Genomic DNA, 23,180 nt, shown 5'->3' on the forward strand with positions numbered 1-23,180 from the left:
ATCGTTCGGATCAGTGTTGTCTGCCGCACAAACGGCCATGACAAAGGTTTCCCAACTCCCCAACCGGCACGTCATTTATCCCGAAATGACAGCGCTGTCATTTCGGGATAATAAAGCGCCACCCCAATGAATGCTTGCCGCATGGCAGCAAGTGATCGAGACAAAGCAAATAGACGCCCTGGCGCCCAATCTCACGGAGACGCGAGCCAGCTGTTAAGGCGTAACCGATGGCCAAGCCGCGCTGGCGCAACGATCCCGTCGATATCGCGAAACCGGCCAACATCAGCAACATAACCATTACGGGTAGCGACTCGACATTCATGGCTTGTCCCCCTGCGTCGCGCATGTCAGCGTCCGGTCCGCTACCGTGCCGAGCGACACCTCGGACACAGCGATCCGATCGCCGGAATGACTGGACCATTCGAAGGGCCGGTCCAACCTGCCCATGCTGGCGCCGGCGTCACGGAAACATTTCAACGGAATGCCCAGACGCAGCCACTGCCCCTGAGGCAGCTCAGCGAGCTGTCGCCCCACCGGTACCTGAGCACCACAACCGACACCACAGCCGACACCGATCATCGCAGCACTCCCTGGCGACACTGTGTCGATCCTCAACGTGGTTACCAGCAACACATCGCCGTTGGTTTCGCGTTCCACATCGAGTGGCGTTGGCGCCACCAGCTCGACACCTGCGGCGCCGGTGCCAGACCAGCTCAGGCTGCGCGCGTCTTCCTGTGCCTTGTAGTCGAGCGCGCTGATGCGCAGGCTACCGTCTGGCGTGGCGGCCGGTACGGCGTCGACATTCATCGCTGCGCCGTTTGCGCCGGTCAGGCGCACCACGAAACCTTGTGCCGGTTTGCCGCGAGTGAAGTAGACGCCGGCCTGTGCGGCATTTAATGCGATCCCTGCATCCTCGGACAAAGGAGCGGTAGTGCCACGATCGGCATAGGTCAGGCCGAAGCCGTAGGGAAACTGCAGATGCTCGCCTCGTGCGACTGCGGCGACGGGTACTTGTGCTGCGCTGAGCGGCCACGCATACGCCAGCTTGCCGTGAAAGTCATACGCTATACGACCGTCACGGGTACGCAGCAGCACGTCGGCAATACCCTCGCCTTCGCTACCCGGGAGCCACGCCACCACAAAGGCATCAGCGGCGTTGATCTCGCGATTCATCCATAGCGGCCGTCCAGTCAGGAATACCGCAACTACGGGCACGCCCTGCCCGCGGAGCCGCCGAAGCAGGTCAAGATCGTGATCGTTGCCCGGCCGGTAGGCCAGGTTCGGCAGGTCTCCCTGGAATTCGGCGTAGGGATCTTCGCCGAACACGACGATGGCCACATCGGGTTTCTGCTTGTAGTCGCCTTCCACCGACAGCTCGGCGCTGCCGCCAGCTGCCTGCACCTGCGCCTGGAGGCCGGCCCAGATGGAGGTGGCTCCGGGGAAATTTGCATTGGTCAGGCCCGTGCCCTGCCAGGTCAGTGTCCAGCCGCCGTTCTGCTTGGAGATGTTGTCGGCACCGTTACCGGCAACCAGAACATGCTTGCGCGGATCGATCGGCAGCACGCCCTGGCTGTTCTTCAGCAGCACCAGCGACTCACGTACTGCTCGACGCGCCAGCGCACGATGCGTAGGACTTCCGATCACCTGCGCCGACCGGGCCACCAGCGGGTTGGTCGATGGCGCCCCGGTCTCGAACATGCCCAAGCGCATCTTTACCCGCAGGATGCGCATCACCGCATCGTCGACGCGACTCATCGGAATCACTCCGGCCTTCACCTCGGCCAACGTGTTCTTGTACAGACCTTTCCAGGAATCGGGCGCTTCGAGCATATCCAACCCGGCGTTGTACGCCGCTGCGCAATCCTCGCTGGTGCAGCCAGGCACCTGGCCATGCGCGTTCCAGTCGCCCAACACGATCCCGTCGAAACCCATGTGCTCTTTCAGCACACCGGTGATCAGTGCCTTGTTGCCGGCCATCTTCACCCCGTTCCAACTGGAGAACGAGACCATTACCACCTGCACGCCGGCCTTGATCGCAGGCGGATAGCCGGCTGCGTGCACGTCGCGCAGCGTCGCCTCGCTGATCTGGGCGTCGCCCTGGTCCTTGCCGTCGTGGGTGCCCCCGTCGCCGACGAAATGCTTGGCGGTAGCGATCACATGCTCGGCGTCCAGGAACTGCGCTGTACCCGGCTTGCCCTCCAGACCGCCGATCATGGCGGCGGCGTATTGCGCTACCAGCGCCGGATTCTGCGAATAACCTTCGTAGGAGCGACCCCAGCGCACATCTTGCGGCACGGTGAGCGTGGGCGCGAACGTCCAGCTGATACCGCTGGCACGCAGTTCTTGCGCGGTGGCCTCGCCAATATCGTGGATCAGCTGCGGATCGCGCGTAGCACCCAATGCGGAGTTCTGCGGGAACAGTGTGCTGCCGACGAGGTTGTTATGGCCATGCACGGCATCGATGCCAAACAGCACCGGGATCGCCAAGCCACCCTTCGAGGTATCCATCGACGCGCGGTAAAACGCGTCGGATAGCGCCTGCCACTGCGATGCCACGGGGTATGGCTGTCCGGGCGGCTTGGAATTGCCGCCGGCCAGAATCGAGCCCAGGTGGTACTCGCGTACATCGTCCGGCGTCACGTACTTGATGTCGGCCTGGATCATCTGGCCGACCTTGTCCGCCACCGACATCTTCTTCAGCAAAGCCTGCACCCGTGACTCGATCGCCGGGTCAGCCGGCAGCGGCGAGCCGCCTTTGGGCCACTGTTCGGGGTGAACGACGGTCGCGTCGCCGGCCATGGCAGGGACGGCCATCAGCAGTGCGCCGACTAACGGCAGGCTTATGGAAACGCTTCGCGGGAACGAGCTCAATGACTGCAGCAATGGCACGGCAAAGCCCTAGGGTGGCGTACCGGCGGTACGCGTCGAGCCGCATGGTGGCAGGAATGACAGCGCTGTCAATTTGCTCTGCAACATGACCCGGGACGATTCAGCCGAGCGGGAGACCTTAAGGTACGGCGGCCGTGGAGCCGCGGATCTGCAGGGAGAAAGGCACCTGCACCAGTCGGCCGGGGCCATGGCCGCGCAATACGCTTAGCAGTTGTTCGGCCGCAAGCTTGCCCATCTCACGACTAGGCTGCTGGACGGTGGTGAGCGCCGGCCACAGCTGTCGCGACAGCGGCGTATCGTCGAAGCCGCAGACCGACAGATCATGCGGCACCTTCAAACCGTACTCGCCCGCCGCCCACATGACGCCGGTGGCCATGTCGTCGTTGGCAGCGAACACCGCCGTCGGACGCTTGGCCAGCGAAAACAGTTGCCGCGCCGCTTCCACGCCAGAGCCGAAAGTAAAAGCGCCCTGCACTACCAGCGCTGGATCCTCGGGGATAACCGCTGCAGCCATGGCGTCGCGATAACCGGCCAGTCGCCAGCGGCTGGCGCCATGGTCGGCAATGCCGATCACATGAGCGATCCGCCGATGGCCCAGCTCCAGCAGGTGCTCCATGATCGCCCGCGCAGCCCGCTGCTCGTCCATCGTTACACCGATGGTTTTGCCGTGCCGTAGCGGCGACACGCTGGCGTAAGGCACATCGCGCTCGCGCAGGCGTTTCAGCAGCGGCGCATAGTCGGTGATCGGTGGCGTCAGCACGACGCCGTCGGGGTGGTGATCGGAAATCAGCGCATCGAAGCGGCGGATGAAATCGCGGTCACGCATGCGCAGCGGCCGTACCATCATGCTGTAGCGATGCGCATCGCAGGCCTCGAGCACACCATCCTGGATCTCGGCCAGATAGGTCGAGGCCGGGTTGTCGTTGTTGTCGTACAGCATCGCCACCAGGAACGAGCGATTGCCCGCCAGGCTGCGCGCCGACGGATGCGGGCGATAGTCCATCGCCTCCATGGCTGCGCGCACGCGCTGACGCGTGGCGTCGGTCACGTTGGCCTCGTCATTGAGCACGCGCGACACCGTCTTGGGCGATACGCCCGCTGCGCGCGCCACATCTTCGAGGCGTACCCGCATGGATTCTCCGCTGTCATCACACTGTCGATTGACTATGCCGCCAGAGCCCTCCGCTTTACAAGGACGATCGGCGTTGCGGTGAATACTTGCGCAGGCGCCGGTTACCGTGCGGCGGCCTTGCGTACCATGCAAGCCCGTCCCTGGCAACAAAAGGTGTCGATGCTGCGGTCGCAGCATGCGGGATGCGTTACGCCATGACATAACTGCTGCTGGAGGGAGGCATCCATGACGAATTCGACCACCGCGCGGACCCCACGCTGCGCGCGATACGGCGCCACCTATGACAAAGGGTAGGCTCCGATGACACAGAAATCCGCACTGTCGTTCTGGCAGATATGGAACATGTGCTTCGGCTTTCTTGGCCTCCACTTCGGCTTTGCATTGCAGAACGCGAACGTCAGCCGGATCTTTCAGACACTGGGTGCGGACGTAAACGACATCCCGGCTCTATGGATCGCTGCGCCGCTGACGGGGTTGATCGTGCAACCGATCATTGGCCACTACTCCGACCGCACTTGGAACCGCCTGGGCCGGCGGCGGCCGTACTTTCTGTTCGGCGCGGTGTTCGCCTCGCTGGCGCTCCTATGGATGCCGAATGTACCAGCGTTGTGGATGGCTGCCGGCCTGCTGTGGATTCTGGACGCGTCGATCAACGTGTCGATGGAGCCATTCCGCGCGCTGGTCGGCGATCAACTGCCCACCCAACAGCGACCCGCCGGTTATGCGATGCAGAGTTTCTTCATCGGTGCCGGTGCCGTGATCGCCTCGATGCTCCCATGGGTCTTGGCCCGGTTCGGCGTGGCCAACGTAGCGGCGAACGGGGGCATCCCCGATACGGTGAAGTACGCGTTCTATGGCGGCGGCGCAGTACTGCTGGGCGCGGTGCTTTGGACCATCGTAACCACGCGTGAATACCCGCCTGCACAGCTGCAATCGTTCAACGACAACGTGCCCGATGGACCGGCGGCGGACGTGTCGCGCGCGTGGCAACCGGGTTTGCTACTGCTGCTGGTCGGCATGGCGGTATTGTTCGCGATCAGGTACTTCTCACTGGAAAAAGAGGTTTACCTGCTGGCCAGCGGCCTGATCGCGTTCGGCCTGCTACTCACATGGCTGAGCCACACCCGTAGCCACGGAATGCTACGCGACGTGATGGGTGATCTCTATGGCATGCCCATCTCGATGCGTCGCCTGGCCGGCGTGCAGCTGTTCTCCTGGTTCGCGTTGTTCGCGATGTGGATATATACCACCGCCGGCGTGACGCAGACGATTTACGCCACCACCGATACCGGCTCATCCGCCTACAACGAAGGCGCCAACTGGGTCGGCGTGTTGTTTGCCGCGTACAACGGGTTTGGCGCGCTGGCCGCGGTGGTTATCCCGCTGATGGTGCGCCGATGGGGCCTGCGCATCAGTCACGTCATGAACTTGTGCCTTGGCGGAGCCGGCCTGCTGTCGTTCCTCTACATCCGCGATCCGCACTGGCTGCTCGCGTCGATGGTAGGCGTCGGCTTTGCGTGGGCTTCGATTCTGTCACTGCCTTATGCGCTGCTTTCCGACAGCCTGCCCACGGCGAAGATGGGCGTCTACATGGGCATCTTCAATTTCTTTATCGTGATCCCGCAATTGCTTGCTGCCAGTGTGCTCGGCCTATTGCTGCGCCTGTGTTTTCACAACCAGCCCATCTGGGCGTTGGGCCTCGGTGGCGCGAGTCTGCTCGCGGCGGGACTTTGCACTCTGCGTGTAGCCGAGCCCGAAGGCGCCTGACCAGGCACGTTTGCGTCACTAATCACCATCTGACAGCTGGCGCAGATACCCACCAAGCATTTGGAACGCCCCATCAACCATCCGTTTTACGTCAGCGCCATGCCGAATCTTGTATAGCAAATTCGGCTCTGCGGTCACAAAAGCTCCCCACTCATCGGTGGTATCGAAGCGGTTGCCACAGCCAACCCATAGCGGAAATGGCTTTCGCTGGAGCATGACGCACCAACCCCAGTCTTCACCCAGCACTTTGGCACCCTGGAAGACCTCGCCTTCTGAAAATTTCCAGGCCAGCCAGTTCGCCATTGATTTCCCGAATCGACCTGGATTGGTCGCTTCATCCTCCCCGGGCTCTATGTCAAAGAAATCCGTCTTAATCCAAATCTGTGGTGATGATGTCATTCTATAAATGCTCAGCTTTGATATTGATGCCGCGCCGATACAGAACCAATTCAGTGGCTTTTCTTCAACCGCCAAGCGTTCCAATATTCTATAGCCGTCACCACAGAGAAAAATGCAGAGATGCACGTAAGCACCTTAGCCGCCGGGTAGAACTTAAATACAAACAGAACCACACACAGCACCACAAGGAATCCCACCAATCTGAGCCCGCTCCTGACACGGATATCAGATTGTCTAATGCGTTCTTCTCTCTTCATATCCGTCAACCGCGCTTTATACAATCGTGTAGAGCCGAGGCCCAAAGGCTTTCTACGCACTTCGCCTACCAATCAAGCTCTCTCTCGAGTCAACTCGTATCAGGCGTTAAGAGTAAGCTGACCATCGCCCGAGACAACGACCGCAGGCGCCTCCGCACGAGTGTCCGCCACGACCTGGTTGCGACCGCCCTCTTTCGCCCGGTAAAGCGCCGCGTCGGCATCAACCAGCAACACGCGCAGCATATAGCTCGAACTGCTGGCGCAGGCGAGCCCCAGACTGGCAGTCACCGTGACGGTGACCTGAGAATCCAGCGTCACCGGCGTAGTGGCCAAGGTATGGCGGATGCGATTGGCCACCTCCAATCCCTGGTTGCACGAACAGCCAGTCATCAGGATGCCGAACTCCTCGCCGCCGAGGCGACCGAGCAGATCGGTGGAACGCAATTCGTCGCCTATGATCGTCGCGGCAGAACGTAATACCTGGTCGCCGGCGGCATGTCCGTGCGTGTCGTTGATCCGCTTGAAATGATCCAGGTCCAGCACAACCAGACAGGCGTCGGTCCCTGCCTTGTGCAGCCGCCGCAGCGTGCGCCCCGCTTCGACGAAAAAGTGTTCGCGGTTGTACGCCCCGGTCAAGCCGTCGTGCCGCGCCATCCAGCGGAAACGTCGCCAGGAACGCCACAGCCACAGCAGCGCCAGAACGAAAAAGGCGATCACCGTCAGCAGCAGCGCATTGAACAACTCGCTGCTTTTATGTGCCTGGCTCGCCAGAGCCTGGCTAAGCTGCAGGATCCTGTTCTCCTTGCTCAGCGCATCCAGCTTCATCTTCTCGGACAGCACCTGCTGCCTGACCGTCTGGTAGGCCAAGGCGATGGCCCGGGCGTTGTCCAAGGCGGCGGTTTTCTGGGCGTCGTACTTCTCGTAATAGTTGAGCGCGGCGGTATCGTGGCCCTCTTTCTTTTCCGCCTTATAGAGCACCTCATAGGCGGCCCGCAGTGTCCACAGCGGACTGTCCGGTCCTGTGATGGCAATGCTGTCCAGGGCGAACTTTCGTGCATTGGCCCCGTCGCCGAGGCTGAGGTAAGCCTGCGCCTCGGTGACAGGCAACGAGGCCAGATAGGGTGTGTACCCGGTAGCCTGAATCTCGGGGGCGATGCTGCGTAACAAGGCGATGGCTTGATCGGCATGGCCTTCGTCAATCATGGCGCTGGCCAGATCCAGGCGCACCGCAACAGCTTGACGCAGCTCCCCCGCTGCAAGGCATGCGTTGACCGCAGCCTGAAAGGCAGGATGGGTCGAGGACAATTTACCCGCATAGAGCAGGGACTGCGTTTCAAATGACCTGGCGTGACACTGGCCTTTATCCGAAGGAAGCAACCCCTTCATCTGCCGGGCATAGTCCAGCGCAAGGTCGTATTGCCCCACAGCTTCCTGGTTCAACATACGGATGACTTCATCCATGCCTTCCAGGCGAGCCTGCGGATCAACGCTCTTGGGCAGCTCGGCCATCAAGGTGTTGGCCAGCGCATAGGCACTCACATAGTCCCGGCTGAAGAACTTGCCTCGGATCAACGCCGCCGTGGCGCGAACGGAGAGGGACTGATCGCCTGAGTGATCGATGATGTCGTGGAGGGTCGGCTCGACTTTCGCATAGTCACCGTCGGACACGGGCAGACGTGTATCAAGCAGTCGCAAATGCCAGCGCTGTGTGGCGCTCAACTGATCTTCGCGCTGATGAAGCTGCGCCAGAATGTGTCGGAAACGGAAAGTATCATCTGGCCACGCATCATCAGCCTGGGTGAACCATGCCGCGACCGGCGCGGCATCTGTCGATGCGCCGCTTGCCTTTGCCGTGCACAGCAGGAACACCGCCATTGCGGCGGCGCCTGCCAGACAAGACAACACTCGACGGGCCATCGAATAACTAGCCGGTCATGACTTGCGCTCCGGAGGCTGATGCGTTTCATCCGCTTCGCCGCCCTCGCGCCGTGGCTCGTTTTGCGTATCGTCTTCGTCGGGCTCGCACCCTCCGGTATTGTGGTTGACGCGCACCGGCGGACGATTGTTTCCAAGCTCCTCCTCGAGACGACTCTTGTCGCCAGATGCCGCGGCCACTTTAAGCCCCTCACTGGCATTCAGTGCATCAAGCGCCTGCGCCAGGTCTTCCTGAGATGCGTGACGCAACGACGCATCCTGCCCGATAAGTTCCAGCAGCTCGATCGTCTTGGACATGTTTACCCCCTGCTTCTTTTGTGGATGAATCGTTCACCCTGCGGGACACGATGGAATGCCTCTCCAGGGTGATCACGCTGTATGCAGACAGGCGCACAGCTCCGAATTTCATCGCAGCTCGGCGCCCCCAACGCCACTATGCAGCCTACCACCGATCGGCAAGCCACACGATGACTCCGGGCGGCCCTGCTGGCCCTAGGCCGGCGACTCTGTGCCCCGATCCAGCACGGCCAGCCGCTCGCGTACTGCATGATTGGCGCGCAGCGGCGCAGCCGGGCGCAGAACGACGGTTTCGTCGCTGCCCACCTCCGTTGCTGGCAGATCCCGCAAGGCCACGTGGCGAATACGCGGCTGCTCGACCGGCAACGTGGCTCCGCGGTAAATGATGACCTCGTGGTCTAGCGGGTAATCCCGGCTTAGCACGTCCACCAGCACCTGCCGGTACTCGGGTCCGGTGGAAAAACGCGCCATCGAGCGGTCGCCGACCAGGCCCACCTGCCACAGCACCAGACAGGCGCCAGGGTTGATAGGTGTCTCGTAGAACAGCAACTGGCTGGCCTCGTAATGCTGGCAGCCAAGGCGTCCCGGGTCGATGCCGAGGTCCGCATACAGGCAGTCCTCGGCGGAGATGCCAGGCTCCATATGGGCCCGGAAACCTTCCGTGCGAGCCAGCCTGATCACTTCATGCGGCGACCAGGCAAAGATGCCGGGATGGCCGTAGAACACGGCACAGACCCGTTTGCCCGCCCGTACCTCGGCCATCATCACCTCGACCCATTCGCGATAGGTGACTGCGCGCGACTTGCCATTCTTGCCGTCGCCGTAATACGGCTGCAGGCTGCGCACGTCGGGGTGCATGTGCTCCAGCCACAGCTCGACAATAGCGTCGGAAAGTGCCGCGAACACCACCTCCGCCCCCTGGATATGGCTGCGCGCCAACGGCGAGAGATGCGACCCCAGGGTCATGCCCAACCCCACGCACACGATGCTGCCGCGTGGCTCCGCGTCTGCGGGCTTGGTCGGTAATACAGATGTCATAGTAGATATCCAGGAAATTTAAGGAATAGCGCCAGCATCCGCGCGCCGAAACTCCTTTTCGGCGTTGGCAAGTGGCAAATATACAGTTTCGCGGGCTCGCGTCGCAGCTGCCTGGTTTTTCATCACTCTTTACGGTCCGCCGCGAGTTAAGGGCCAGATTTATTTGCTTATGCAACGGCATGCAAGAAAAAAACAAACCCGATCGCCCGGCCTGTATTCCCGTTGACGGGTAGCCAAAGCACGCCACAGAATTCGGAGCACGGCCCACTATGGGGTCTATTCGCAGTCAGGTTTTATGAAGAATGCTCCACCCGGATACGAGTGTCCCTTCTGCGGCATTGCTGAAACGCTTCCCTCGCCTGCTCCAGAATCAGCCGTTGTCCTGGTGGATGCCAACGTGTTCGCTTTGGTTCCGACGCACCACTACGCTGGAATAAAAGGCAATTGCCTGGTGGTGCCTCGGGGCCACTATGAGAACGTGCTGGACATCCCGGACAACCTTGGCAGCGACTTCTTTCGTGCAACGCGCCGACTGGCACAGGCTATGCGGAATGCTTTCGGGTGTGAGGGAATCTCCACGCGCCAACACAACGGCCCAGCCGGCAACCAGGATGTGTGGCACTACCATCTTCATGTATTTCCTCGTTACCCAAACGACGGACTGTATGGGGGGCAGAAAGTGCCATACACCACTGAGGAGCGTATTGAGTTGGCGGCCAGTCTCCGGACTGCGTTGCGGTAGCGCATACCGTCTGATGTCAGAAAATTTTCCACCAAGGGCGTTTTGGGGCTTTGGTTTTGGCCGCAGCATCCGCTTGAGCGGCGTCTTCTTGCACTACCAGCTCACCATCCGCCCCGTACTCCTCGCCATCATCTCCAAGGACGCGCGCGCCAAGTGCTTGGGCAATCTCAAACATCTTCTGGCGGATTTCTTCATCTGGGTTCTTGGCAATTATTCCGGCTGATCCAGGGTAAAGCCATGCCATGTTGCCGTTGACGCCGTGTCCAGAGTAAGCGATCCAGACAGCAAGCCCTTCGTGTTCGACTCGAAGAACGTCTCCATTTCCGGAGGTTGCTTCCGCATAGCCGTCTAGACGCATGTCAGGGTCAGAAGATAGGTAGGCCTTCCAATCCTCTAAGGAGATATTTGGCCCGTCGTTGTCGAGCCACTCCTTCTTGCGGGTGATATGAATTTCGTAGCCCATGACATCTTCCTTGAAAGCCAATCACAAACTTCGGGGCCAGGGGATGGTTAAGAGGATCTAATTGCCTCCGTCCCGACAGCTCCGAGTCCCATCAACCGCCGTATTGCTTTGGGATTGGCAGACCGGGGCGCTCGCCTTGCCAATAGATCGTCACTACCCACCAGCGGTGACCGTCGAACAACAATTGAAAGCTGTTGATACCACGCTGGAATGGCTCGGCATCTTTCGTATGGCGCGATTCGTACGTGCTGAACACCTGGGCGATGTTGCCGTAACGGTCTTCGGCGCGGTGTGCCTCGCGTTCGAAGAAGCCGTCCTTTTTCAGCAAAGGGGCGCCCAATCGGATGTAATCCTCCACGCTCATCACATGTGCCGTGGTGAGGCCATCCTCGCCGGTATGCGCGGAAATCAAGCGTGCGCCCGGCACAAATAGCGAGCGCATGCGATTCCAGTCGCGGTTCTGCCCTTTGGGGCCCGAAATCACGTCGTAGACGGCGTCGATGATGGCGCTCATCGACGCCACGTCCGCGGGGCGTGCGGCCGGGATTTCTGTCCCGCTCGTGGCGGTTTGAGAGGATGCCGGAGCGCTTTGCGCGGCGGCAGACTGCAGCGGCACCCCGGCGAGCGCCAGGGCGCAAAACATCGTCAACTTGCGAAGCGATAAAAGGTCCATGGCGTGCCCTCAGTAGTAAAGGTAGCGCTTCCCAACGTCGAAGCGGTGGGAACTATCCGAAAGTTTGACGCCCCGCTGGCAGCTTGGACTTAGTGGCGTAACGCGGGCAATCCAGGTGCGCTCAAATTTCACGATAAGGAGCTTGGCAAGCGCGGGCAAGTGCGCTTCGTCATGCCGATACAGCTGGTTTGAAATCAATCGGCGCCATTGATACTGCGCGCTACCGCTTCGGCCACACGAATGCCATCGACCGCGGCGGAAAGGATGCCGCCTGCGTAACCGGCGCCCTCGCCGGCGGGAAACAAGCCGTGTGTGTTGAGGCTCTGGTAATCGTCGTTGCGGCGGATGCGCACCGGCGATGAGGTGCGGGTCTCTACGCCGGTGAGCAATGCGTCGTGCATGGCGAAGCCCTTGATCTGGCGATCGAATGCCGGGAGGGCTTCGCGGATGGCGTCGATGGCGTACTCCGGCAGGGCCGGCGCGAGATCGGTCAAATGCACGCCAGGCTTGTACGAAGGCTGCACGCTGCCCAATTCGGAGGAAGCCCTGCCTTTGATGAAATCGCCCACCAGTTGGCCCGGCGCGCTGTAATCGCGACCGCCCAGTTCATACGCGCGTGATTCAAGGGCGCGCTGCAAAGCGATGCCGGCCAGCGGGCTGCCGCTGTCGTCGAAAGCGGCAAAGTCCTTCGGCTCGATACCCACCACGATGGCCGCATTCGCGTTGCGTTCGTTGCGCGAATACTGGCTCATGCCGTTGGTCACTACGCGCTCCGGCTCGGATGCTGCAGCGACCACGGTGCCACCCGGGCACATGCAAAAGCTGTAGACCGAGCGACCATTCTTGCAATGGTGCACCAGCTTGTAATCGGCAGCGCCGAGCAAGGCATGCCCCGCCTGCGAACCAAAACGCGCCTGGTCGATGATCGACTGCGGATGCTCCACGCGAAAACCGATGGAGAACGGTTTCGCCTCCATGTACACACCGCGGTCGTGCAGCATGAAGAACGTGTCGCGCGCGCTATGCCCGACGGCGAGGACGACATGATCGCTCAGCAGCTGTTCGCCGCTGGCCAGCACCACGCCGCGGATCTGGCGTGAACCATCGGTGGCGGTGTCGACCAACACGTCGTCAACGCGTTGGGTGAAGCGAATCTCGCCCCCCAGCGCCTGGATGGTCTCGCGCATGTTTTCCACCATCGTCACCAATCGAAAGGTGCCGATGTGCGGCTTGCTGACGTAGAGGATTTCCTCCGGCGCGCCGGCTTTCACGAACTCGGTGAGCACCTTGCGGCCATGATGGTGCGGATCGGAGATCTGGCTATGCAGCTTGCCGTCGGAGAACGTGCCTGCGCCACCTTCGCCGAACTGCACGTTCGACTCGGGTTCCAGCTTGCGCTTGCGCCACAGGCCCCAGGTGTCGACGGTGCGCTCGCGCACCGCCTTGCCGCGGTCGAGAATGATCGGCCGGTAACCCATCTGCGCGAGCAACAGGCCAGCGAACAGGCCGCACGGTCCAAGGCCGATCACGATGGGGCGCTGTTTGAGGTCGGCCGGCGCTTGCGCCACGAATCGATAGCTGGTGTCCGGAGAGGGCTGCACGTGCTTGTCATCGGCGTGCCGCTTGAGCAGGCCAGCTTCGTCCGCCACTTCCACGTCCAGCGTATAGATCAGCTGGATGTTGCCGCGCTTGCGCGCGTCGTAGCCGCGGCGGAACACCGAGAAGCCCAGCACACCGCTTTTGCCCAACCCCAGCTTGGCGCGGATGGCTGCCTCGACGGCACCTTCGGCGTGATCGAGCGGGAGCTTGATGTCGGTGAGTCGGATCATGCGAGAGGTCGGCCAGACGGTGTGGCCGAGTATTTTCGCATGTCTGGGCAGTCGAGGGCTTGCAAGCCCCCCGCCTTGAGGGAACGGCCCGGTACGTTCAGTGCGAACCCGCGCTGGAGGAAGCCGCTGGTGCGGACGACTCGGTGGCGGCGCGCTTGGGCGTGTCGGCTGGACACCAGCTCTTGAGCCGCTTGCCCGCACGGTACAGATCGATGCATTCACGCATTTCGGCCTGGAACGCCAGGTCAGGCGTGTTTATCGGGCAGCCCTGCGACAGCGACTTGCCATCGTTGTACTCGGCGATGCAGGTAGACAGTGGCATCGTGACCGGAGGTGGGTCACCGACCAGCGATGCGGGCGGTAGATTGAGGCGCTCGTCATGATTCTTGCGCGACGGCGGCAAGGGAGGCGTGCCGCACAGCAGGTCGGCAGCCGTACTGTGCTTGGTGGGATCGCAGATGCTTTTGGTGATCGCCTTGATCGCGTTATCTATGTGACGCCCCGCCGCGCCGCCCGCCGTTTCGTTCGGCGGCGGGAAATACTTATCGAAACGGGTGGGATTGACGGGTGGCCGGCTGCTGTCGTGCTGCATGATCTGATGATCGTCTGCGGACTGGGTCGGCTTGGCCTCCGCACCTGCAGTTACCGAGGCACCCGTCGACACAGGCGGTAGTCGTAAGTTGAGGGAGGCCGGTGTCGCCGTAGAGGCTGCCGGCGCAGGTGTCGCCCCATGATCCTGCACGACCATCGCATCACGGCGCGGCTTCTCGTGCGGCACAGGCCGAGCGCGTGGAGGCGCTGCCTGCTGTGGTGGTATCAGCGCAGGCGGCGCGGGCGGCGGCGCGGCACGCCGCGTGCTGGCGCCATCCAGTAGCCGCACGATCAGCACCGGGTCGCTATTGGCAGGTGCTATCGGCTGGATCGCAGACCACAGCATCAGCGCGAACGCCACGTGTAGTGCCAGTACCACAGCAAGCACGAACACCCGCGCCTGACGCGGCAGCGTCAGCTGTCGCCAATGCCTGTGACCCAAGGTTTGATGTCGGCCCTGCCCGGAATGTTCGATGACACAGCCTCATTCAAGCCCATTACCCGCGCAAAAAATTACGCCTATCGTCATGCGCGTGTAGCGGCCGACGGCGGTAGACAGGTTCTTTCATCAAGGGTTCCCTTGAAATGGCGGGATGTCCGAAAGGTATGGATCGGCATACCATGAACATGCATCCCCAGCCGGGAAGAATCGCCATGTCCACCCTGATCAAAATCCTCGCCTTGAGTGTCGCAGCCCTCGCCGTTTCCACCAGCGCCTTGGCTGCAGGCAAGGACGACCCCGCCGCCGAGTTGGCCAAGTTGCTGGAGGGCCGAGTGGCCGGACCTCCCGTGAACTGCATCAGCCTGTCCCAGGCGCAAGGTACCCGGGTGATCGACCGCACGGCCATCGTGTACGACTTCGGGACGACGATCTACGTCAATTACCCCAGGGGTAGTGCCGACGCCTTATCCAGCGACGATATCCTGCTGACGAAAACCTTCAGCACGCAGCTGTGCAAGATGGATATCGTGCGCATGGTCGATCGGACCGGGCACTTCCCGAAGAGCTTCGTGAGCCTCGGACAGTTCATTCCCTATAAGCGGTCCGCCGGGGCGAAGTGATAACAACGGCTCAAGCTTCAGGCTGTGCCAGCGGAAACTTCCATCTGCCGTCCAGAATTTTCGTCTGCGGGCGGAACAACCGCACCGTATAATTCCAACCCTTGATGATCGGCAGGCAATTGGGAATTTTTCCATCGCACCCGCCGAATTGAATAGGGATCGCCCCATCGGGATTTTTCACTGCCGTGAGGCTATTGAGGGCATAGGCCTCATAGGGGTTGGGCTGGAGATAGCCGTCTTCGTTGTATACCGTCAGTGACCAGAAACCATCGACGGGGACATCCTTGACCGTCAGCTTGTAAATGGTGTTGCCATCATTGCGCGTCGGTGTGATCGGCAAATAGAGGGCATCTTTTTCGGGATAGCCGCCCCATAGCATGGCGGTTCCAATCAGATGTTTCACGGGATCCACTTGATGTTCGTCAGCGCCGAACATGTGCCGCGTGTCGGAGATCGTAGAGCCCAATTGCAAGAGCGCTGCCTGCACTTTTTTAAGGCTCGCCATATCCCACAGAGGGACATCGAAGTTGCCAGGACTTTTCTGGCTGAGCTTGATCGCATCCTGTAAAGCATGGACCTGCCTGACATCGTCCTTGTCCGAGAAATTGACCAGGAAACGGACCACGGCGATCGCATAACGGGTGCCGATTGCCGCCCGGGTCAAGGTATAGGTTCCCCTGCTGTAATACGTGGCCCGGGTGTACTGGTCTTGATTGACGACCTGCATTCCCATGAATCGATGGCCGGCGTCAGGCAGCGTAATGGTTGCCGGGCCGGCATCGAGGTCGATGATCGCGAATGAATACAAAGTGTCGCGATTGGGCCGGACGATGCCTCCCTGAGCGGGCGGGGCAAGCTCGCGGCCATGCCGGAAGGTACCAAAGCCTCCGCTTTTGACCACACCCTCAAAATTGACGTCCGTCTGAGCGCGGTTGTAGTTCTCGATAGTGACGGGAACGGTTTGAGAGGCGGCTGTTTGTATAGAGGCTGTCGCGCTCATTGCCGCCAGCGACAGGATGGCCAAGGCTCTCGCATTTGTCTTCTTCATGGTGTTCCCGCAGCAAACTGGCTATATCAGTCAGGCACTGTAGGCCAATCAAATATGTGGAATGAAGGCGTAAAAATGGCAACTGGCCTATCATATTTGATAGGCTTGGTGGATGGATTTAAACGCCATCCGGATGTTTGTCGCCGTTGTGCAGGCTGGCAGTCTTTCCACGGCCGCTGCCCGCCTGGGAACACCACTCCCCACGCTGAGCCGCCGGATCCGCGATCTGGAGCGGCAACTCAACGTGCAGTTGCTGGAGCGCTCAGCGCGTGGCACCAAGCTTACCGATGCGGGCACCCGCCTCTACGAGCATGCCAGCCGCGGTATCGAAGCGCTGCTGGAAGCCAAGCAAGCCGTAACCAGCGACCAGGCACGCTTGAAGGGGCACCTGAGGCTATCGTTACCTACGTCGTTCGAGCCGTGGTGGGACTTGTTGGCTGCTTTCCAGGAGCGGTATCCGGATATCCAGGTTCACGTCTACGCCACCGAGCGACGCGTTGATCTCATTGAGGACGGTATCGATGTTGCTCTTCGTGTCGACGCGATCATTCACCAAGGCATGGTGGCGCGGCATGTTCTGTCGTATCGCCACATTCTCGTGGCCAGTCCGAAGCTGATCGAGCGTTTAGGCATGCCGGCGACGCCCGACGAGCTTCAACGCTTTCCATGCGCTGTCTGGTCACCGCGTGTTGACGTCATAGCCACGTGGGCTTTGGGCGAGCAGATGGTTGTGCCCAAGGCGGTATTGTCTGTTAACGACTATCGACACCTTTACACCTGCGCAGTCGATGGTCACGTTGTTACCGAGCTGCCGCCGTTCATGGTACGGATAGCCATCAAGGAAAAGCGCCTGGTGCCGCTGCTGCCGCAATGTCCGCTGCCTGAGCAGCCGATCCATTTGCTTTATCCACGCCACCGGCACCCATCGGCGATCGTCCGAACCTATCTGAGCTTCTGTCAGGAGCACGTGCCGCAGGTTTTGGATGCTTGCGATATCGCTGTGCGGCGGGATGAACGTATTGGGTGATTTGTATTTATTGAATTGCCAGGGAGCAGTCGGCGATGTGTATAGAGTCAATGAAAGCACGCAGCGCGAAATAAATTCTCCCATAGTGCGAACGAAAGCATTTTCGCCGGAAAATCGACACTTGCGAAATAGTCATACAATATGTTTGCATGCGTATTCGTGCCACCACGAAGAGGCAAAAGATCATGCAACGCACTGTCTGGATAAGTACGATGCTTTATCTCGCAACGCTGGCAACGAGTGCGCATTCAGCCACGGATGCCAAACGTGAAACATTCGGCACGATGCCTGATGGCGCGCGCGTTGACGCCGTCGTACTTACCAATGCGCATGGCGCGACCGCTCGAGTCATTTCATTGGGCGCCACGTTGCAGTCGTTGATGGTGCCGGACCGCCAAGGCAAGTTCGCCAATATCGTGCTGGGCTACGGCGCGCTCGATGGCTACGTCAAGAAGTCGCAGTATTTCGGCGCCACGGTCGGGCGTTACGCGAACCGTATCGCCAAGGGCCATTTCACGTTCAACGGTCAGGCTTACGATGTACCTATCAATGATGGCCCCAATTCGTTGCACGGAGGTACCAAGGGCTTCGACAAAGTCCTCTGGACCATTGGTGAGGTGAAACACGACGTCAATGCAGCCAGTGTCACGCTGACTTATGTCAGCCCCGATGGCAATATGGGCTATCCCGGCAAGCTGACCGTCAAGGCGACCTATACGCTGGACGGAGACAATCGCCTGTCCATCGACTATCGCGCCACGACGGACCGCCCTACCCTCGTCAATCTGAGCAACCACGCGTACTGGAACCTGTCGGGTGAAGGCTCCGGCAGCGTGATGGACCAGCGCCTCACGATTGCCGCCGATGCCTACCTGCCGATCGACGCCACCTCGATTCCAACAGGCGAAATACGCAGCGTCACAGGCACGGTATTCGACTTCCGCCAAGCCAAGCCGATCGGTCGAGATATCCGTGACGGCAGCGAAATCCAATTGCTCAATGGCCGTGGCTACGACCACAACTGGGTCATCAGCCGCACGATGGCATCCGAGCCACGCGTTGTCGCACGCGTGTCCGATCCTGCGTCCGGTCGCGTGCTTACGCTCAAGTCCGCGCAACCGGGCCTACAGTTTTATTCGGGCAATTTCCTCGACGGCACGACCGTCGGCACAGGCGGCCACGTGTACCGCGAAGGCGATGCCTTTGTGCTCGAACCGCAGCTTTATCCGGACACACCCAATCAACCTGCTTTTGGTAGTGCGCGCCTGGATCCGGGCCATGAGTATCGCAACTTGATCGTTTACGAATTCACTACTGAGCCCGGAGGCACCTCCGGTCGATGAAGCTCATTCTGGCGCGGGACTCGGCGCCAGATGAGTGGCTGATGGCCTTGCCCTCGCAACTACCACCTACATACTATCGACGCATCGCCGATACCCTTGCAGCCTATCGGCACTATCTGGCTTCCGGACCTGACGATGGGGAGATCAAGGCTCGTGTGGCATATTTGAGCGCGCCTTAGCTCATCAATGAATCACGTCACTAATCTGCTGTCAATGGCTCCCCTTGTTGGGGGATTCGTAGCGCTTTATCTGATATCGCGCCGCGAATCCTCGGCGCCGGGATTGACGGTTGAGGCCAGCGAACACGCAGTTCAAGTCTTTCAATACCCGCGAGGGATACTGAAAGCTATTCTTGCGTCCGCGATCATCTTGCCTTTGGTCTTCTTTCTGTTACCGGATGAAGCGGTGCAAGATGCAAGGCCATTATTCAATTTTGCTGCCGTAGTCTTGGGCGGTCTGCTGCTCTACGCATGGGTGTACTTGCATCAATATCGGATCGTTGTCGAGCCAGACATGATCAAATATGGCGCCTTTTTCCTGACCTCTGTTGACCTGAGAAAGGTCACATCAATTAAATATTTTTGGGTTGGAAATGGCATCAATCTCAAACTTTTCGACAACAATAAGCGGATCGCCATCTTCGAGGGAGGTGTCGAAAATTTCGACGGCTTTGCTAAAGCTGTAAGACGACGCTTGCCTGATACGATCCATGCCGAGGCTGTCGGGAAAGCATCTTTCTAGTGACATTCTTGCCGCATACATTTTGCCAATCATCCCGCTCCCTTCAATCGTGGCCTCCTCACCTGGATTCGGCCACCAGTGGAAATCAAGTCAATCCAGTAAACATCGGCACTAATAGTCAAACTTGATTTGGCTGCCATCATAATAAACCTGCCCCGTGCAGCCATGCCGATGCCACCGACAGCGCCCGCATCAGTGATCATGCATATCCGCCGGCGTTCCGTCGGACCAATGGGGTGCCGGGACCAGGAAGACAAGAATCGGCGGCAGTCCTTTCATTTGAGTGGGCTCTGTCGAAGTTACGAACCAGTAAGGGCTCGACATGACCGGTGAGCCTTCGGCCCCGGAACCCCAATCGTTGGCGTCTTTGACCTGCGTGTCGAACATCAGATGAGGCATGTTGTGGCCTCCCTGGTCAGTCAGATACGACGACTTCGACATCATGTAATCCATGGCGCCGTCTTCGAGCTCCGGCAATTGCTTGCTTTCGTACGCAGCCTTGACGGCTGCCAGCATTTCCGTCTTGGAGCGACCCGCCATCGCCATCTTGGCGCGCAGATAAAAGATGGGCACCAGCGAGCGTGCGGCTTGAGGGTTCAGGCAGTCGGCCGCCCTTATTTTCGGGTTCCAGAATTCAGGCCAGTCAAACGGCCCCGTCCAGCTTCTGGCCACGATGCAGACAAACCCGTTCTTGCCTTTGACCGCGGTCTCGTAACCCTTGCGTCCCAGAACCAGGATCGTGGCATCGCGGGAAATGGATTCCGGCGCGGCACTGCGCGCCAGGGCTATCTCCGCGGCTTGATCGGCCATGAGGTATTGGTCGAGCGGGGCCATCTTCGGATAGGGTGTGGCGACATCCTGGGCCATCGTCTGGTGCGCCGTCCCTAGTCCGATAAGCAGGACGACGTACTTCATCAAGAAAGCGCCAATCTTGTTCTTACGCACGGTCCTTTCCTCCAGTTAGCTATTTCACGCAAAGAGTGAGGCCGGATGCCCAGCCCTCTCTGTAGTGACGAACGGCAATGTCGGATTTCGACAAGCCGCGCGGAAAAATTTCGGATCTTTCCAACCCAGGTAGACGTGCTCGCGGCACCGTGGCCCACTACACCGGATTGGCGAGCCATGCTTTCCTGGATCGACAGGTATCCATGGCGCGCTGGTAGCCCTCGCGTGCGCTCACGCGAGCCATATAGGACCGCTCCACCTCACCGAACGTCACGCCGCCACATGTTTGCGCCAACTCCAAGGCGTAGGTCACCGAGATGTCGGCAGCAGTGAACGTCTCGCCGGCAAGATAGGGTGTACGTGCAAGCTGGCGTGTCACTAAGGTCAGCCGGCTTTCGAAAACGCTCAGCGCCTGCCCGGCGCTCCAGTTCCCGCGTTCGGATTCCGGTGCAAAAAGGCGCGATCCCACGACGAAGTAGATGGAGGCCGCAAGGCCGGCTTCCCCGAGGTGGAGGAACTGCTGATAAAGGGGGAACGCGGCATCCTGGGGGCCAGGTGCGAGCGGCGTCGGCCCGTAGCGAGCCATCAGGTATTCCATGATCGCGATGGACTCAACCATCGTGACGTCGCCGTCCTGGATCGCCGGAATGAAGCCGGCCGGATTGATCGCAAGAAACTCCGAGTCTTTCTCGACACCGGCCAGAAGATCTACCGGCCTCAACCGGTATGCGACCCCCATTTCCTCCAGGAGCCAAATGACTCGGAAACCTCTTCCTTCGCCAAAAACGGTGATCATGTTTGATCCTTTTGAGATTCGGCCTTATCGCCCTTTACCGGAAAGACGAATGGGCGTTCCCAGAATCGACATGGTCGACAGGATTTTTAGCTCAGCGACGGCGATGCCTTTCGTAAGAAAACCTGAGCTGCGGGCCGCTGACCTCCGTCCAGTCGGAAGACGACATCAATTCGAAGCTGGATCGGTAAATGTCGATGTGGGCAATGCCGCGCTCACAGCAGCCAACAAGATGTTTGCGCTCTCCATAACCCACTCCCTGTAGTGGTCCTCGGCCGCGATTCTCTCCTCGTCGGCCTTGGCCAGCGCATCAGTAGCCCAAAGCTCTCGTACCCGACCGACCGGAAATCTATCCGTTTCAGAATCGACGCCAACGAATGGCCGGAAAAGTTCTTCGTTCAGTCCGTGATTCGACCAACCCCATTGGACAACCTCCCTGACACCCTCAGTCAGGCAGACGTTGCCTGCCAAAAGATCTTCAAGAGCCTGCTTGACGTGCCTCAGGACCACGGTGTTCGAATAGCCGACTTCCATATATCTCCATATGCATGTTCAACAGCAAGGCTCGTCTTGAGTCGGACGCAGACGCTCTCAATTCAATCCAACGATGATTCAAGCCTGGAAATTTCGCGCCGAAGCTGCTCGATTCGAGATTTAATGTATACGCTCCGCTGGCTTGCCTGTATCGACGTCATCAGCGGAGACAAATAGTCGCAAATGGCATCGTGGCCGCCCAGCCGAGCCGTTGTAAATGGCAGGTCGCCTTCGGACTGAGCGAAGAGGTCTGCGCCGTGGGCAACGAGAAGCTCGACAACAGCGATGTGACCTGCCATGCAAGCAATGTGCAGGGGCGTGTAACCTCGTTCACCAAACTGATCAATGTTGATGCCCGCATTGATCAACGTTTTGGCAGCCTCTACGTCACCCCACAGGCATACGCAATGCAGCGCGTTGTCTCCCATGACGTTAGTCGCATTTACGTCCACGAGCTCGACACATGCAAAGTCAGCGGTCGAGGCGACCCTGTCCAAAATCAGTCGCAGTTGGCTGTCCATTACTAGTCCTTCGGGCTATTTTGGCCTGCAGAATTGCCGGCCTTGAGTCGAAAACGGAGCCTTCATAAGGCCAGTTATCTGACCTTAACTACGATCAACTCTGGGCCACCGGCTAGGCTTGGCAGCCTGTCGGTCAAGTGTGCGTGGTCAAAGCCATCACCCTCCATTTCGGAGGCCAACTCAGCGAGGACCTTTGCGATAGCTCTCAGTTCGCCCGGGCTAGCTAAGATGCTTGCCTCAGAGAGTTGGATGGGTGTCTTCTGTTCGTCATTCCCCTCCTCGTAACCAAACAGTTTCATGCCAGTCTCCTTCTTTGATTCTCGTACTTATGAACTGTCCACTTTGAGTCGAAGGTGCACCTTCGTCGCCGTAGCTATGCCCTTTAACGACTCAAGAGTCCAAGCGTTTCACTTGAGCTCAAACGAAGTGCGAAGCGGCACACTGGCTTGGCGAACATTGTCCTTGAGCAACACGCGCAACACCCATGTACCTGATGGATCGCCGGAATCGCCAGTCCACCCTATAACCGCTGGCGATAGGAAAGTATGAGTTGCGGGTTCGTTGATAACGCCCTTGAAACAGGACATGCCGAGCTGATGAAACGTTGCTTTTCCATCGGGCCGAAGCACATCGATATCGCACGTGATATCCGCGGTGCTGCCTTCCTTTAAAAGAGGATTAGCGAAGAAGATCAGGAAAAAGACCTGTTGCCCTCTCGGAATAGCTTTTGCCACAGTAAAATGAGGGATGGTGTCGGATGGCGTTTGCCATTTGGCCTGCCAATCCGCGTCCGGCGTGACCAGCAGCCTGCCGCCAAATCCCTTGATGGACCTCTGGGAGTCGGAATCGGGCACCGGATGTCCATGCTCGTCCCTCCACCCTTCCTGGCAAAACGCTGGCAAAGACAGCAAGGTCATCAGTAGCAAGCTCAGTCGCTTTGGCATGGATCCTCCATTGAGTTGGCAAGCGATGCCAGTGTTCCGGCGTTCCCCTGTGGCGTCAACACGTGTGAAGATGGCCGTTTGGAGTCGACGCGGACTAACGCCATATCAGCTGCTAGCTTCGCGTAAAGGCATAGAGAGCAAAACACCAGCAGTAAACTCCCGCACCTATTTCTGTATGTAATACATAGGCAAAGATGAGGGTTCCCGCGA

Annotated in this window: 24 protein-coding genes; 6 read left to right on the plus strand and 18 right to left on the minus strand. The window is 59.6% G+C overall.

Annotated features, from left to right (window positions below; genetic code table 11):
* Nucleotides 1-97: 97 nt before the first annotated feature.
* The 3 genes from QMG46_RS15825 to QMG46_RS15835 all read right to left on the minus strand — a co-directional run bounded on the left by QMG46_RS15825 (nucleotide 98) and on the right by QMG46_RS15835 (nucleotide 4,021).
* On the minus strand, nucleotides 98-322 hold the full coding sequence (locus tag QMG46_RS15825) for a hypothetical protein (protein ID WP_281848800.1): 225 nt from the start codon (nucleotides 320-322) through the stop codon (nucleotides 98-100).
* Nucleotides 319-2,814, minus strand: coding sequence for a glycoside hydrolase family 3 protein (locus QMG46_RS15830; protein WP_281848801.1), 2,496 nt, complete (start codon nucleotides 2,812-2,814; stop codon nucleotides 319-321). Before QMG46_RS15830 ends, QMG46_RS15825 begins: the two co-directional genes overlap by 4 nt.
* Before the next feature lie 193 nt (nucleotides 2,815-3,007).
* Entirely contained in the window at nucleotides 3,008-4,021 is a 1,014-nt protein-coding gene (locus QMG46_RS15835; protein WP_281848802.1) for a LacI family DNA-binding transcriptional regulator, read from the minus strand.
* 300 nt (nucleotides 4,022-4,321) lie between these two features.
* On the opposite strand from QMG46_RS15835, the gene QMG46_RS15840 reads away from it, so the two are divergent.
* Entirely contained in the window at nucleotides 4,322-5,788 is a 1,467-nt protein-coding gene (locus QMG46_RS15840; RefSeq protein ID WP_281848803.1) for an MFS transporter, read from the plus strand.
* A gap of 18 nt (nucleotides 5,789-5,806) precedes the next feature.
* On the opposite strand, the gene QMG46_RS15845 is transcribed toward QMG46_RS15840, so the two are convergent.
* The 4 genes from QMG46_RS15845 to QMG46_RS15860 form a co-directional block, all read right to left on the minus strand.
* Nucleotides 5,807-6,313 carry a hypothetical protein gene (locus QMG46_RS15845; protein ID WP_281848804.1) on the minus strand — a complete coding sequence of 169 codons (507 nt, stop codon included), beginning with the start codon at nucleotides 6,311-6,313 and terminating at the stop codon, nucleotides 5,807-5,809.
* Nucleotides 6,314-6,543: 230 nt separating this feature from the next.
* On the minus strand, nucleotides 6,544-8,319 hold the full coding sequence (locus QMG46_RS15850; protein ID WP_281848805.1) for a tetratricopeptide repeat-containing diguanylate cyclase: 1,776 nt from the start codon (nucleotides 8,317-8,319) through the stop codon (nucleotides 6,544-6,546).
* A 57-nt stretch (nucleotides 8,320-8,376) separates the two neighbouring features.
* A complete protein-coding gene (locus QMG46_RS15855; protein WP_281848807.1) occupies nucleotides 8,377-8,676 on the minus strand; it encodes a hypothetical protein in 300 nt (99 codons plus the stop codon).
* A 195-nt stretch (nucleotides 8,677-8,871) separates the two neighbouring features.
* Nucleotides 8,872-9,714 (minus strand): SAM-dependent methyltransferase, encoded by an 843-nt coding sequence (locus tag QMG46_RS15860; protein ID WP_281848808.1) that lies wholly within the window; start codon nucleotides 9,712-9,714, stop codon nucleotides 8,872-8,874.
* Nucleotides 9,715-10,009: 295 nt separating this feature from the next.
* Between QMG46_RS15860 and QMG46_RS15865 the strand changes: the two genes are divergently transcribed.
* A complete protein-coding gene (locus tag QMG46_RS15865) occupies nucleotides 10,010-10,456 on the plus strand; it encodes an HIT family protein (protein ID WP_281848809.1) in 447 nt (148 codons plus the stop codon).
* Nucleotides 10,457-10,472: 16 nt separating this feature from the next.
* On the opposite strand, the gene QMG46_RS15870 is transcribed toward QMG46_RS15865, so the two are convergent.
* The 4 genes from QMG46_RS15870 to QMG46_RS15885 all read right to left on the minus strand — a co-directional run bounded on the left by QMG46_RS15870 (nucleotide 10,473) and on the right by QMG46_RS15885 (nucleotide 14,454).
* Entirely contained in the window at nucleotides 10,473-10,919 is a 447-nt protein-coding gene (locus tag QMG46_RS15870) for a hypothetical protein (protein WP_281848810.1), read from the minus strand.
* A 91-nt stretch (nucleotides 10,920-11,010) separates the two neighbouring features.
* On the minus strand, nucleotides 11,011-11,592 hold the full coding sequence (locus tag QMG46_RS15875; RefSeq protein WP_281848811.1) for a hypothetical protein: 582 nt from the start codon (nucleotides 11,590-11,592) through the stop codon (nucleotides 11,011-11,013).
* Between the two features lie 194 nt (nucleotides 11,593-11,786).
* Entirely contained in the window at nucleotides 11,787-13,421 is a 1,635-nt protein-coding gene (locus QMG46_RS15880) for an NAD(P)/FAD-dependent oxidoreductase (protein ID WP_281848813.1), read from the minus strand.
* 97 nt (nucleotides 13,422-13,518) lie between these two features.
* On the minus strand, nucleotides 13,519-14,454 hold the full coding sequence (locus tag QMG46_RS15885; protein ID WP_281848814.1) for a hypothetical protein: 936 nt from the start codon (nucleotides 14,452-14,454) through the stop codon (nucleotides 13,519-13,521).
* A 212-nt stretch (nucleotides 14,455-14,666) separates the two neighbouring features.
* Between QMG46_RS15885 and QMG46_RS15890 the strand changes: the two genes are divergently transcribed.
* On the plus strand, nucleotides 14,667-15,074 hold the full coding sequence (locus tag QMG46_RS15890) for a hypothetical protein (protein WP_281848815.1): 408 nt from the start codon (nucleotides 14,667-14,669) through the stop codon (nucleotides 15,072-15,074).
* A gap of 10 nt (nucleotides 15,075-15,084) precedes the next feature.
* Here the strand turns inward: QMG46_RS15890 and QMG46_RS15895 are convergent, their stop codons facing one another.
* Nucleotides 15,085-16,122, minus strand: coding sequence for a DUF1254 domain-containing protein (locus QMG46_RS15895; RefSeq protein ID WP_281848816.1), 1,038 nt, complete (start codon nucleotides 16,120-16,122; stop codon nucleotides 15,085-15,087).
* Between the two features lie 112 nt (nucleotides 16,123-16,234).
* Between QMG46_RS15895 and QMG46_RS15900 the strand changes: the two genes are divergently transcribed.
* From QMG46_RS15900 to QMG46_RS15910, 3 genes are all read left to right on the plus strand, one after another.
* Complete coding sequence (locus tag QMG46_RS15900) at nucleotides 16,235-17,149, plus strand: LysR family transcriptional regulator (RefSeq protein ID WP_281848817.1); 915 nt, start codon at nucleotides 16,235-16,237, stop codon at nucleotides 17,147-17,149.
* A 185-nt stretch (nucleotides 17,150-17,334) separates the two neighbouring features.
* Nucleotides 17,335-18,492, plus strand: a complete 1,158-nt coding sequence (locus QMG46_RS15905; protein ID WP_281848818.1) for an aldose epimerase family protein — start codon at nucleotides 17,335-17,337, stop codon at nucleotides 18,490-18,492.
* Nucleotides 18,493-18,678: 186 nt separating this feature from the next.
* Nucleotides 18,679-19,233: a hypothetical protein gene (locus QMG46_RS15910; protein ID WP_281848819.1), complete on the plus strand. Its 555-nt coding sequence runs from the start codon at nucleotides 18,679-18,681 to the stop codon at nucleotides 19,231-19,233.
* Nucleotides 19,234-19,425: 192 nt separating this feature from the next.
* On the opposite strand, the gene QMG46_RS15915 is transcribed toward QMG46_RS15910, so the two are convergent.
* The 6 genes from QMG46_RS15915 to QMG46_RS15940 form a co-directional block, all read right to left on the minus strand.
* Nucleotides 19,426-20,178, minus strand: coding sequence for a hypothetical protein (locus QMG46_RS15915; RefSeq protein ID WP_281848820.1), 753 nt, complete (start codon nucleotides 20,176-20,178; stop codon nucleotides 19,426-19,428).
* Nucleotides 20,179-20,335: 157 nt separating this feature from the next.
* Complete coding sequence (locus tag QMG46_RS15920; RefSeq protein ID WP_281848821.1) at nucleotides 20,336-20,974, minus strand: glutathione S-transferase family protein; 639 nt, start codon at nucleotides 20,972-20,974, stop codon at nucleotides 20,336-20,338.
* Nucleotides 20,975-21,139: 165 nt separating this feature from the next.
* Nucleotides 21,140-21,505, minus strand: a complete 366-nt coding sequence (locus tag QMG46_RS15925) for a hypothetical protein (RefSeq protein ID WP_281848822.1) — start codon at nucleotides 21,503-21,505, stop codon at nucleotides 21,140-21,142.
* Between the two features lie 62 nt (nucleotides 21,506-21,567).
* Complete coding sequence (locus QMG46_RS15930) at nucleotides 21,568-22,026, minus strand: ankyrin repeat domain-containing protein (protein WP_281848823.1); 459 nt, start codon at nucleotides 22,024-22,026, stop codon at nucleotides 21,568-21,570.
* Nucleotides 22,027-22,100: 74 nt separating this feature from the next.
* Nucleotides 22,101-22,325, minus strand: a complete 225-nt coding sequence (locus QMG46_RS15935) for an Imm32 family immunity protein (RefSeq protein ID WP_281848824.1) — start codon at nucleotides 22,323-22,325, stop codon at nucleotides 22,101-22,103.
* 108 nt (nucleotides 22,326-22,433) lie between these two features.
* Complete coding sequence (locus tag QMG46_RS15940) at nucleotides 22,434-22,970, minus strand: hypothetical protein (protein WP_281848825.1); 537 nt, start codon at nucleotides 22,968-22,970, stop codon at nucleotides 22,434-22,436.
* Between the last annotated feature and the right edge of the window lie 210 nt (nucleotides 22,971-23,180).

Origin of the sequence: Dyella sp. GSA-30, assembly GCF_027924605.1 — a bacterium.
In the GTDB taxonomy this organism is placed as follows: Bacteria; Pseudomonadota; Gammaproteobacteria; order Xanthomonadales; family Rhodanobacteraceae; genus GSA-30.